General features: G+C 65.1%; 11 protein-coding genes. 10 read left to right on the forward strand and 1 reads right to left on the reverse strand.

Annotated elements, in window-relative coordinates:
* Nucleotides 1-84: 84 nt before the first annotated feature.
* The 10 genes from oxlT to IVA98_RS15250 all read left to right on the forward strand — a co-directional run bounded on the left by oxlT (nt 85) and on the right by IVA98_RS15250 (nt 11286).
* The gene (oxlT, locus tag IVA98_RS15205) at nt 85-1407 is read left to right on the forward strand and encodes an oxalate/formate MFS antiporter (protein WP_247301224.1); all 1323 of its coding nucleotides are present in this window, start codon (nt 85-87) and stop codon (nt 1405-1407) included.
* A gap of 176 nt (nt 1408-1583) precedes the next feature.
* Entirely contained in the window at nt 1584-2009 is a 426-nt protein-coding gene (locus tag IVA98_RS15210) for a CBS domain-containing protein (RefSeq protein WP_247301225.1), read from the forward strand.
* A 107-nt stretch (nt 2010-2116) separates the two neighbouring features.
* Entirely contained in the window at nt 2117-3136 is a 1020-nt protein-coding gene (locus IVA98_RS15215; RefSeq protein WP_247355163.1) for a 2-dehydropantoate 2-reductase, read from the forward strand.
* Nucleotides 3137-3147: 11 nt separating this feature from the next.
* Entirely contained in the window at nt 3148-3921 is a 774-nt protein-coding gene (locus tag IVA98_RS15220) for a fumarylacetoacetate hydrolase family protein (RefSeq protein ID WP_247301227.1), read from the forward strand.
* 217 nt (nt 3922-4138) lie between these two features.
* Entirely contained in the window at nt 4139-4342 is a 204-nt protein-coding gene (locus IVA98_RS15225; RefSeq protein ID WP_104463929.1) for a hypothetical protein, read from the forward strand.
* A gap of 47 nt (nt 4343-4389) precedes the next feature.
* On the forward strand, nt 4390-5040 hold the full coding sequence (locus IVA98_RS15230) for a hypothetical protein (protein ID WP_247301228.1): 651 nt from the start codon (nt 4390-4392) through the stop codon (nt 5038-5040).
* A 171-nt stretch (nt 5041-5211) separates the two neighbouring features.
* A complete protein-coding gene (locus IVA98_RS15235; RefSeq protein ID WP_247301229.1) occupies nt 5212-6207 on the forward strand; it encodes an NAD(P)H-dependent flavin oxidoreductase in 996 nt (331 codons plus the stop codon).
* Nucleotides 6208-6229: 22 nt separating this feature from the next.
* Nucleotides 6230-7201: a quinone oxidoreductase family protein gene (locus tag IVA98_RS15240; protein WP_247301230.1), complete on the forward strand. Its 972-nt coding sequence runs from the start codon at nt 6230-6232 to the stop codon at nt 7199-7201.
* Between the two features lie 159 nt (nt 7202-7360).
* Nucleotides 7361-8734, forward strand: coding sequence for a cation-efflux pump (locus tag IVA98_RS15245; protein WP_247301231.1), 1374 nt, complete (start codon nt 7361-7363; stop codon nt 8732-8734).
* A gap of 221 nt (nt 8735-8955) precedes the next feature.
* Entirely contained in the window at nt 8956-11286 is a 2331-nt protein-coding gene (locus IVA98_RS15250) for a PAS domain-containing sensor histidine kinase (protein WP_247301232.1), read from the forward strand.
* Nucleotides 11287-11533: 247 nt separating this feature from the next.
* Here IVA98_RS15250 and IVA98_RS15255 read toward each other — a convergent pair whose 3' ends face one another.
* Nucleotides 11534-12427 (reverse strand): LysR family transcriptional regulator, encoded by an 894-nt coding sequence (locus IVA98_RS15255; protein ID WP_247301233.1) that lies wholly within the window; start codon nt 12425-12427, stop codon nt 11534-11536.
* Nucleotides 12428-12499 lie beyond the last annotated feature (72 nt).

The following is a 12499-nucleotide window of genomic DNA, read 5'->3' on the forward strand; positions in this document are numbered from 1 at the left end:
GCGACGATAAGCCACAATATTTGCGACATCAGGTCATCTTGCGATCCTGCGTCGCAGCTAATCAGGCGCCTTGGGAGGTTCTTGATGATTTCCAGCCCGGATGGCGCCGTCACGGCCGCGCCACTTCGCACCGGTTTCCGCTGGCTCCAGCTCGTGATGGGCATCGTCTGCATGGCGATGATCGCCAATCTGCAATACGGCTGGACGTTGTTCGTCGATCCGATCGATGCGGCCCACCATTGGGGGCGCGCCGCGATCCAGCTCGCTTTCACCATCTTCGTCGTCACCGAGACCTGGCTGGTGCCAGTCGAAGCCTGGTTCGTCGACAAATACGGTCCACGGATCGTCGTCATGTTCGGCGGCGCGATGATCGCGCTCTCGTGGATCCTCAACTCTTACGCCGATAGCCTTACCCTGCTCTATGCCGCCGCGATCATCGGCGGCATGGGCGCGGGCGCGGTGTACGGCACCTGTGTCGGCAACGCACTGAAATGGTTTCCCGACCGCCGCGGGCTCGCAGCGGGCGCGACCGCCGCCGGCTTCGGCGCCGGCGCCGCGCTTACCGTCGTGCCGATCGCGAGCATGATCGTCTCCAGCGGTTATCAGCACGCCTTCCTCACCTTCGGCATCGGCCAGGGCCTGATCGTGTTCGTGCTCGCCTTCTTCATCCAGCCGCCGCGGATCTCGATCCCGCCGAAGAAGAAGCAGCTCAATTTGCCGCAGACCAAGATCGACTTCACCCCGCCGCAGGTGCTGCGGACCCCTGTTTTCTGGGTGATGTATCTCGTCTTCGTGATGGTCGCCTCCGGCGGCCTGATGACCGCGGCGCAGATCGCTCCGATCGCGCACGACTTCAAGATCGCCGACACGCCGGTCACGCTCGCCGGCTTCCAGATGGCGGCCTTGACCTTCGCGATTTCGCTCGACCGCATCTTCGACGGTTTCGGACGTCCCTTCTTCGGCTGGGTCTCCGATACGATTGGCCGCGAGCCCACCATGTTCATCGCCTTCGGCACCGCTGCTTTGATGCTTCTGGCGCTGTCGGCCTATGGCCATGTGCCCGTCGTCTTCGTGCTCGCCACCGCGGTCTATTTCGGCGTGTTCGGCGAGATCTACTCGCTATTCCCCGCGACCTGCGGCGACACCTTCGGCGCGAAATTCGCGACCACCAACAACGGCATGCTCTACACCGCGAAGGGCACGGCATCCCTGCTCGTCCCGCTGGCGAGCGTGATCTCGACTGCTTATGGCTGGAAGGCCGTGTTCGTGGTGGCAGTGGCGCTGAATGCGACGGCAGCGCTGATGGCGCTGTTCGTGATCAAGCCGCTGCGCCGCTCCTTTATCCTCGGCAAGGAAGCCGAGACCATTGAGGCCGCGACCGGCAATGCCAAGACCGAGACGGCATAAGCCACCACACGGCTTAGAGGATTGAACAGGGGCGCAGCGATGCGCCTCTTTCTTTTTGGCGCCCACAAACGTCAGCAATGCTGCCGCAAGATTTTTCGGATCAGCCAAATCCAGCGCTTGACGATTGGCATTATGTATACCACACTTCTCCCTGTCATTCACCCAGGGAGGTTGCAATGCTGGTCGGAGACATTCTGCGCAAGAAGACGCCGCGCGTTGTCACGGTGCGAATGAACGAAACCGTGGGTATCGCCGCCAAGCTGATGCGCGCCAACAACATCAGCGCGCTGGTTGTGAAGGACGTGGTCCGCTCCGAAGGCAACACTGCGGTCGGCATGTTCACTGAGCGCGATGTGGTGCGCGCCGTCGCCGATCACGGCGCCAATGCCATCAACGTCAAGGTCTCGCAGCTGGTCTCGGTGCAGCAGCTCGTGTCCTGCACCTCCTCGGACACGATCGAGCACGTCCGCCACTTGATGAACCGGAATCACATCCGCCATCTGCCCGTCATCGACGACTACAGCCTCGTCTCGGTCATCAGCAGGCGCGACATCGCCGCTGCCGTGGACGAGGCCACCAACTCTACGCCGCAAGCAGCCTAGAGCCCTCCACACTCCCCCTGCGACTGCCGGCCCCGGCTCGGACCCTTCCGAGCCGGACCGGATCTTTCGTGCCAAATTCCGGCTTTCAGCTCCTTCGCGAGGACTTCATGAAAATCTGCATCTACGGCGCCGGCGCGATCGGCGGTTATCTCGGGGTTCAGCTCGCGCGCGCGGGCGCCGACGTCAGCCTGGTCGCACGCGGCGCGCACCTTGCCGCGATGCGCGAGCGCGGCCTGACGCTGCTCGCGGGCGAGGAGCAGCACACCGTGCATCCGCGCTGCACCGACGATCCCGCCGAGCTCGGCGTGCAGGACTACATCATCATCACGCTGAAGGCGCATTCGATCACCGGTGTGATCGAGAAGATGCAGCCGCTGCTCGGGCCTCACACCCGCATCGTCACCGCCGTCAACGGCATTCCCTACTGGTATTTCTACAAGCACGGCGGCCCATACGAGAACTCGACGCTGGAGAGCATCGACCCCGGCGGCCGGCAGTGGCGCGAGATCGGCGCCGAGCGCGCCATCGGCTGCATCGTCTATCCCGCCACCGAGATCGAGGCGCCCGGCATGATCCGCCACATCTACGGCAACAATTTCCCGCTCGGCGAGCCCTCCGGCGAGATCACGCCGGACGTGCAGCGCCTCTCCGATCTCTTTGTCGCGGCCGGGCTGAAGGCGCCGGTGCTCGACCGCATCCGCGACGAGATCTGGCTCAAACTGTGGGGCAATGTCTGCTTCAATCCGATCAGCGCCCTGACCCATGCAACGCTCGACGTGATCTGCACCGATCCGGCGACGCGTGCATTGTCGCGCGCGATCATGGTCGAGACGCAAGCCATCGCCGAGACGTTCGGCGTCACGTTCCGCGTCGACGTCGAGCGCCGCATCGAGGGCGCCCGCAAGGTCGGCGCGCACAAGACCTCGATGCTCCAGGATCTGGAGCGCGGCCGCCCGATGGAGATCGATCCGCTCGTCACCGTGGTGCAGGAGATGGGCCGCCTCACCGGCATTGCCACGCCCGTGCTCGATTCGGTGCTGGCGATGGTGACGCAGCGCGCACGCATCGCCGGCCTCTATGACGGCGTTTCGGCACCATCAGATCCGCGCGCACTGGCGGTGGCGTGATGGCGGGCGAGATGAAACGCTGGCTGCGCTTCCGCCATGGCGGCACGACCGGCTTCGGCACGCTGACGCCATCAGGCATCAGCGTGCATGAGGGCGACATGTTCGGCCGCAATGCCAGCAGCGGCAAGATGCTGGCGCTGTCGGATGTGGAGCTGCTCGCGCCCTGCGCCCCCAGCAAGATCGTCGCGCTCTGGAATAATTTCCATGCGCTCGCGGCCAAGCTTAACCAGCCCGAGCCGCCGGAGCCGCTGTATCTCCTGAAAGCCACCACCAGCATCACGACGCCTGGCGCCGTGATCCGCCGCCCGTCTTACTACGACGGCAAGACCACCTATGAGGGCGAGCTCGGCATCGTGATCGGCAGGACCTGCGCACGCGTCTCCCCTGGCGAAGCGGACAGCTTTATCTTCGGCTACACCTGCGTCAACGACATCACCGCCAACGACATCCTGACCAGCGACCCCACTTTCCCGCAATGGGCTCGCGCCAAGGGCATCGACGATTACGGCCCGTTCGGGCCCGTCATCGCCACCGGCCTCGATCCGGCCAAGCTCACGGTCCGCACTATCCTCAACGGCGCGGAGCGGCAGAACTATCCGATCTCGGACATGATCTTCAGCGCGCAGCAGCTGGTGAGCAGGATCTCCCACGACATGACCCTGCTCCCCGGCGACCTCATTGCCGTCGGCACTTCGGTCGGTGTCGGCGTGATGAAGGAGCCGCTGAACACTGTGACCGTCGCGATCGACGGCATCGGCGAGCTAACGAACGAGTTTCGGCTGTAGCCGCCAGCGCGCCGCCGCAGCCCGAATGCGCGCAGCGACAGCCCAATCCCCGGCCGTCACACACTCCGAAGTATCCCTAAACATCACATCTGCGTACGCCCGACATATGCCGTCAACATGTCCCGCGCGTGCCGCAACTTGGACGCATTCGGCCGCCCTTCTGTGATGCGTGTCTGGGGGCACGGCGCCGCCGTGTTTGGACCAAACTTCTAGGGGTATGACTGTGAAGAAGATTGTATTTGCTCTCGGTGCCACGCTTGCTCTGGTCACGGTTGCGAACGCTGCGGATCTGCCGCGCCGCCAGCCCGTGCCGGCCTATCCGGCTGAGCAGGCTCCGATCGGCAAGATGCCGATCGGCAAGAGCCCGGTTGGAAAGGCCCCGATCGGCAAGGCGCCCGGCCCGGTCGCAGCGCGGTACTGACACGCAACACGAATCTGCGTAAGCGGGCGAGAGTCGAGGGGCACAGCGTGACCTACAAATCTGGTCGATCGGGATCCTGCATCCTCGCGGGCTTCGCGCTCGCGGCCATGATCGCATGCACGATGCCCTCGGCCTCGGCCCATGAAGCGAACAAGCGCGTTGCCGATGCGAACGCGCTTGCGACGACCGACACCACATCGCGACCGGCGCCGCAAGCGACGCGGCGTCCCGTCGCGCGTGCGGAGAAAGGTCCGTACTACGTCGACTTCCGGGCGAGAACCGCCGCGAGCTGGGGCCACGCCTTCGTCTGGTACGGCAAGACCAGCGAACGCGCGGTCGAGGTCGCGGGCCTCACACCCGCCGGCGACACGCTTGCTTACGTGCTTGGCCACATCACCTTTGTGCCCTCCGAGACCGGCGCCAGCTACGGCGATCTCGATCCGGAATATCTGACCGCGAGCTATCGCGTGTACCTGAACGAGGCTGACGCCAAGCGCGTGTTCGCCTACATCAAGAAATTGCAGGCGAACTCGCCGGTGTGGAACGCGGAGACCACTAACTGCACCGGCTTCATCGGCGACATCGCCGAGTTCATGGGATTGCAAGTCCCCAACCGCTGGCAGCGCCCGGAGAACTTCGTCAACCGCCTCAAAGAAATGAACGGCGGCCGCCAGATGGTGCGGCTGTCGGCGGAGTAGCTCTTCGCTCCGTCCGGCAGCGGCAATTATCCGCCCCACGGAATCCCTTCGCGTCCCGCATGATGGCCCCGCCTGCACCGCACGGCGCGACGAATAGACATTTCCCGGTCCGGGCGGCATCCTCCCCTGCATCAACCGAGACCAGAGCGCCACACCGGCGGGGGAAACATTATGCTGCAGACACGGTTCACTAAGCTCGTCGGCGTCGAGCACCCGATCGTCCAGGGCGGCATGCAATGGGTCGGGCGCGCCGAGCTCGTTGCCGCGGTCGCCAACGCCGGCGCACTCGGCTTCATCACGGCGCTGACCCAACCAACGCCGGAAGACTTGACCAAGGAGATCGCGCGCTGCCGCGACCTCACCGACAAGCCCTTTGGCGTCAACCTCACCATCCTGCCCGCGATCAAGCCGCCGCCTTATGCCGAATACCGCGCCGCCATCATCGACAGCGGCATCAAGGTGGTCGAGACCGCCGGCAACAAGCCGCAGGAGCATGTCGACGAATTCAAGAAGCACGGCATCAAGGTCGTGCACAAATGCACCAGCGTCCGTCACGCGCTCTCGGCCGAACGCATGGGCGTCGATGCCCTCTCGATCGACGGCTTCGAATGCGCCGGCCACCCGGGCGAGGACGACACCCCCGGCCTGATCCTGATCCCGGCCGCCGCGAACAAGATCAAGATTCCGATGATCGCCTCCGGCGGCTTTGCCGATGCGCGCGGCCTCGTTGCCGCGCTGGCGCTAGGCGCCGACGGCATCAACATGGGCACCCGCTTCATGGCCACCAAGGAGAGCCCGATCCACCAGCTCATCAAGGAGAAGATCGTCGCCAATGACGAGCGCGAGACCGAGCTGATCTTCCGCACCATGCGCAACACCTCGCGCGTGGCCAAGAACGCGATCTCGACCAAGGTCGTCGCCATGGAAAAGGAAGGTGCCAAGTTTGAGGACATCCGCGAACTCGTCGCCGGTGCCCGCGGCAAGATGGTCTACGCGACGGGTAACTCCGACGAGGGCATCTGGTCGGCCGGCCAGGTGCAGGGCCTGATCCATGACATCCCGAGCTGCGCCGAGCTGGTCTCCCGCATCGTGCGGGAGGCGGAAGCCATCATCCGCAGCCGGCTGGGGGGCATGATCGTTCAGCCGCAACACGAAGCGGCGGAATAATCACTGTAAGAAGCGAGAAGACATGAAGGCTTATGTCTACGGTCCTGACGGCGCTACGATTTCCGATGTCGCTCAACCGAAGCCTAAGGGCACGCAGGTGCTGGTCCGCGTCCGCGCCTGTGCCCTGAACCGCGCCGATACCGGCATGCGCAAGGGTCATGCCCACGGCGCAGCCGGCGGCGTCGGCACCGTGCTCGGCATGGAATGGGCTGGCGAAGTCGCCGAGCTCGGGCCGGACGCGAAGGGCGTCAAGATCGGCGACCGCATCATGGGGTCGGGCAGTGCCGCATTTGCCGAATATACGCTGGCCGATCACGGCCGGCTGTTCCACGCGCCCTCGAACATGAATTTCGAGGAGGCGGCCACCCTTCCCGTGGCGCTCGCGACCATGCACAATGCCGTCGTCACCGTCGGCGGCGTGCAAGCGGGCCAGAGCGTGCTGATTCAGGGCGCGAGCTCCGGCGTCGGGCTGATGGCGATGCAGATCGCCAGGCTCAAGGGCGCCAAGCTCGTAATCGGCTCGTCGACCGACGCCACTCGCCGCGGCCGGCTGAAGGAATACGGCGCCGATCTGGCCGTCGATAGCTCCGATCCGAAATGGGTCGACGAGGTCCTGAAAGCGACCGGCGGCGAAGGCGTCGATCTCATCGTCGACCAGGTCTCGGGCAAGGTCGCGAACCATAACCTTGCCGCGACGAAGGTGAAGGGCCGCATCGTCAATGTCGGCCGGCTCGGCGGCACCCATGCCGACTTCAACTTCGACCTGCACGCCGCACGCCGCATCGACTATGTCGGCGTCACCTTCCGCACCCGCACCATCGAGGAGGTCCGCGAGATCTTCGAGCAGGTGCGCAAGGACATCTGGGGCGCCGTCGAGTCGCGAAAGCTGCAACTGCCGATCGACAAGGTGTTCACATTCGATGACATCGATCAGGCGTTCGCGCACATGGAGGCGAACAAGCATCTCGGGAAGATTGTCGTGACGGTGCCTTAAGCGCCATTCCGGAGCGCTTGAAGAGCCGAACCTGAAATCTCGAGAGTCGGGTCTGGTCGCCATCCCAGGAATGACATCGCCGTCGCTCCTGCAAGTCACTTGCGACTACGGCTGTGGATCGTCGCTTGATGTTCACCTACGTCCTGCTAAATCCCCGCCATGATCTCCCAGCACAACAAGACCTCGGTCGCCGCGATCTCGATCTTCGCCAGCGGCGGCATGGCGGCGGCCAAATTCGTGGTCGGAATTGCGATCGGCTCGCTGGCGCTGATCTCCGAGGCCCTGCATTCCTCGATCGACCTGGTCGCGACCATCATCACCTGGGCGGTGGTGCGGGTGTCCGACAAGCCGGCCGACGAGGAGCACCATTATGGCCATGGCAAGCTGGAGAGCGTCTCGGCGCTGGGCGTCACCGCCCTGCTCTACGTGCTCGCCGGCGGCATCCTGGTCGAGGCCTATAGCCGGCTGCGGGAGGGAACCGCGCCGCCGACCATTTCGGCCGTGCCCTTTGTCGTGCTGGTGATCGACATCGCCGTCAATCTTTGGCGCGCCCGCGCGCTGCACCGCGCTGCGCGGGAGACCAGGAGCCAGGCGCTCGCCGCGGACGCACTGCATTTCGCCTCCGACGTGATGGGCTCATCTGCGGTGATCGTGGGCCTGATCCTCGCCGGACTCGGGTTCTGGTGGGGTGACGCCGCCGCGGCCGCCGCCGTCGCCGTGATGATCGCGGCTCTCGGCCTGCGCATGGCGGGCTCGACCGTGCAGACGCTGGTCGACCGCGCGCCGGAGGGCGCCCATGAGCAGGCCACGGCCGCGATCCGCAGCGTGCCCGGGGTGATCGACGTCGAGCGGCTGCGCGTGCGCATGGTCGGTGCAACCTATTTCATCGATACCATCGCAAAAGTGCCGCGGACCTATCCGATCGACCGCGTCGAGGACATCAAGCGCAATGCGCAAGCCGCCGTCAGCAGAGCGTTCGGCGACGCCGACCTCACCTTCACGGCCGTCCCCGTCGCGCGCAACAACGAGACCGTGCGCGACCGCATCATGGTGATCGCGCGCAATTCCGGCCTCGCCATCCACCATGTCACGGTGCACGACCTCGGCGCCAAGCTGATCGTCGGCATCGACCTCGAGGTCGATGGCGAAATGCAGCTCGAGGCCGCCCACGATGTCGCCAACACGCTGGAGCGCAGCATCCAGGAGGAATTCGGCGAGGACGTCGAAGTCGACGTCCATATCGAGCCGCTGGAACCGGAACTGCCGTTCGGTGTCGACGCCCCCGCGGAGCGCGTGCAGGCCATTGCCGCCGCGTTGACCGAATTTGCCGGCGAGGGCGAGATCCACGACATCCATAATGTGCGCGTCCGCAACACCGAGGCCGGCGAGATCGTCAACTTTCACTGCCGCGCCACGCCATCGATGAGCGTGATCAAGGTGCACGAGCATGTCGATGCAATCGAGCGTGCATTGCGGCGCGCGTTCCCGAGCGTGAAGCGCGTGATCAGCCACGCCGAGCCCCCGCGTGCATGACAGCGCGCGAAGAGTCACACGTTCTCGTTTCGGACCTGTCGCGCACGTCACTTTACGGACAAGCGATGCGCAAACTGCGCGTTGGATAAGAATAATTTCGCGTTAAGGATTCGTTGACTCTCGACAGCCCGCGAAAACTGGATTCAAATCGGTGTGATTCGAAAGCGACGTGGGGCCGCTTTCGACACTCGTCGTAAGCAGGTTTTCAGGGGGCCGAAGGCATGGCGCGTGCAGACGCCGCGAACGCATGCGTTCAATCCGATTCGATCAAGGGATTGGCGCAATCGATCGCGAAACCTGCCTATCACCGGCTGCTGATCGCGGAGCCGGCGCTGCGCCGCGCCGTGCCAACGCTCATCATCGCCTTCCTGATCACGATCTGCCTCGGCGCGTTCGTGCAGGTCGTCGACCAGACGCGCCAGAAGCGGCTGGTGATCCGGCACGACATCTCGGCGCTCGCCGATTTGCTCGCCGAACGCATCGACCGCCTCACCTCCGTGCGACAGGAGCGGCTCAAGAACATCGAGAGCCTGCCGAAGCTGCTGCCCGATCTCATTCCGTCATGGGGCACGGCCTTGGGCCGCCACATCATTGTCGCCTCGGCTGACGTCGACCGCCGCATCCTCGCCCGCGTCCCGGTCGATAGCGACCCTTCCGGCAACGACCGCCTGCTCGACGCGATCACGACGGCGCAACTGCTCGCGGCGCCCCCGCGCGACGGCAACGTCGCCGACATGACGCTGCCGAACGGCAACGCCGCGATGGCGACCTCGCGCCAGATCAAGTCGCTGCCCGGCTTCGTCACGGTGATCCAGGAGCGCAACGAGCCGATCTGGGGCTCGGATGCCGCGCTCTCGGTGACGCTGTCGGCGACCACCGGCTTCGTCGTCCTGATCCTGGGCTTTGCCTTCCACTGGCAGTCGACCCGCGCCCGCGAAGGCGACCTCATCAACGACGCCGTGCGCGGCCGCATCGACACCGCGCTCAATCGCGGCCGCTGCGGACTGTGGGACTGGGATCTGTCGCGCGGCCGGATCTTCTGGTCGCAGTCAATGTTCTCGATGCTCGGCCTCGACGGCCGCAACGAGCTCCTCACCTTCGGCGAGGTCAACGCGCTGGTGAAGTCCGACGATATCGATCTGTTCGAGATCGCCGATCAGCTCATCTCCGAGAAGATCGACCACATCGACCAGACCTTCCGCATGCAGCATGTCGACGGCCACTGGATCTGGCTCCGCGTCCGCTGCGAGAAGACGCGCGGGGCGACCGATTCCAGCGTGCACTTGATCGGGATCGCGGTCGACATCACCGAGCAGAAGAGCCTCGCCGAGAGAACGGTGGAAGCCGACCTTCGCCTGCGCGACGCGATCGAGACCATTCCGGAAGCCTTCGTGCTGTGGGACGCGAGCGACCGCCTCGTGCTCTGCAACTCGCACTTCCAGCGGCTGCACAAGCTGCCCGACACCGCCGTGATCCCCGGCACCTCCTACGAGACCGTGCTCGAAGTCGGCCGCATGCCGGAGGTGCGCACCCGCCATAACGAGACCGCGAGCCAGGGCCCGGGCGCACGCACCTTCGAGGCACAACTCGACGACGGCAGCTGGCTGCACATCAGCGAGCGGCGCACCAAAGACGGCGGCTACGTCTCGGTCGGCACCGACATCACCCGCATCAAGGAGCACGAGCAGAAGCTGGTCGACAACGATTTGCGCCTGCGCGCCACCGTCATCGACCTCAAGCGCTCGCAGGCCGCGCTCGAACGCCAGGCGGTCGAGCTCGCCGACCTGGCCGAAAAGTACCAGCGCGAGAAGACTCGCGCCGAGGAAGCCAACCAGACCAAGTCGAAATTCCTCGCCAATATGAGCCACGAGCTGCGCACGCCGCTCAATGCGATCATCGGCTTCTCCGAGATCATGGGCTCGGGCATGTTCGGCGAGCTCGGTTCGGAGAAGTACCAGGAATACTGCCAGGACATCCTGACCAGCGGCCACTATCTGCTCGAGGTCATCAACGACATCCTCGACATGTCAAAGATCGAGGCCGGCCGCATGAAGCTCGACATGCAAGAGCTGGACCTGTCGCGGACGCTGGCGGAATCCCTGCGCGTCGTCACCGGCCGGGCGCAGGACAAGCACCTGACGCTCGATGCTGACATCGCCAAATCCATCTCCGTCGTCGCCGACCGCCGCGCCACCAAGCAGATCATCGTCAACCTGCTGTCCAACGCGGTGAAGTTCACGCCCGACGGCGGACGCGTCGTGGTGCGCAGCCGGCAGCTCGACGACCGGATCGTGCTGATGATCGCCGACACCGGCATCGGGATCGCGCCGCATTCGCTGGCGCGGCTCGGCCGCCCGTTCGAGCAGGTCGAGAGCCAGCTCACCAAGACCTATCACGGCTCCGGACTGGGCCTGGCGATCGCCCGCTCGCTGGCGCAGCTCCACGGCGGTTCGATGCGGCTGCGTTCCAAAATCGATGTCGGCACGGTGGTGCGCGTGACGCTGCCGCGCGATGCGATCAAGGCGGCGGCGGCGATATCGGCAGCGGCTTGAGGCGATCAACAGGCCACAATGAATTGAACCGCTGTCGGCCCCAGAGCTTGTTCACCTCTCCCGTAGGGAGAGGTCGGATCGCATCGCAAAGATGCGATCCGGGTGAGGGGTTACACTCCCACCAATCGCGGCGGCCCCTCACCCGGATTGCGCTGGACGATGCGACGCATCGCCCAGCGCAATCCGACCTCTCCCCGCTGGGGAGAGGTGGCACCTAGGCTGCCGGCACACCTGATCTCGTAATGCGCTATGATTGTAGCGAGGGCGCGACCTCGCGCGCGACATTGACCAGCGCCGCGATCAGCGGCGTCATCGGATCGCGCTGCGGGATCACGAGGCCAATGCTGTAATTGACTTCGGGGTCGGCGATCGGGATCGAACGCACCGTGTCGGACAGGCCGAGCGTCTCGGCGAGCTTGGCCGGCATCACGCTCGCCCAGCGCCCAGTCTTGACGTGCGTGAACAGCACCAGCAGCGAGTTCGAGGTCAGCGTCGGTGTTGCCTCGGCACCGACCGAGCGCAGCGCGCGATCGATGATGCGGCGGTTCTGCATGTCGGGCGTGAGCAGGCACAGCGGCACCTGCCCGACCTCGGTCCAGGTCACCGTCTCGCGGTCACCGAACATCGCATCGGGGGCCGTCAGGAGCCGGTAGCTCTCGTTGTAGAGCGGAATGGTTCGCACCTTGCCGATCGGCTCGTTCTCGATATAGGTCAGCCCCGCATCCACCTCGAGATTTTCCAGCAGCCCCAGCACCTCGGACGAGGTGGTGGACTGGATGCGGAAGCGCACCTCGGGATGCCTGGCGCGGAACGGCGTCGTCAGCGCGGCGACCATGCCGAGCACGGTCGGGATCGCCGCGATGCGGATCTCGCCGGAGAGCTGATGCTTCAGTCCGTTGATCTCGTCGCGCATGGCGCGGGCATCGCCCACGATCCGCCGCGCCCAATCCAGCGCCCGCTCGCCTTCCGGCGTAAAGCCCTGGAAGCGCGACCCGCGCTGGACCAGCATCACGCCGAGGATCTCCTCGAGCTGCTTGAGCCCGGTCGACATCGTCGGCTGCGTCACGCCGCAGACCTCCGCCGCGCGTCCGAAATGCCGCTCCTTCGCCAGCGCCAGCAATAGTTCAAGCTTGTCGATCAACCGGTCGTCCCCTCGAATTCTGTCGTGGCATGCAAGCTAGCACGCTCGCCCCCTTGCAACACGCAAAAACCG

It is taken from the genome of Bradyrhizobium sp. 160 (genome assembly GCF_023073735.1).
Lineage (GTDB): Bacteria > Pseudomonadota > Alphaproteobacteria > Rhizobiales > Xanthobacteraceae > Bradyrhizobium.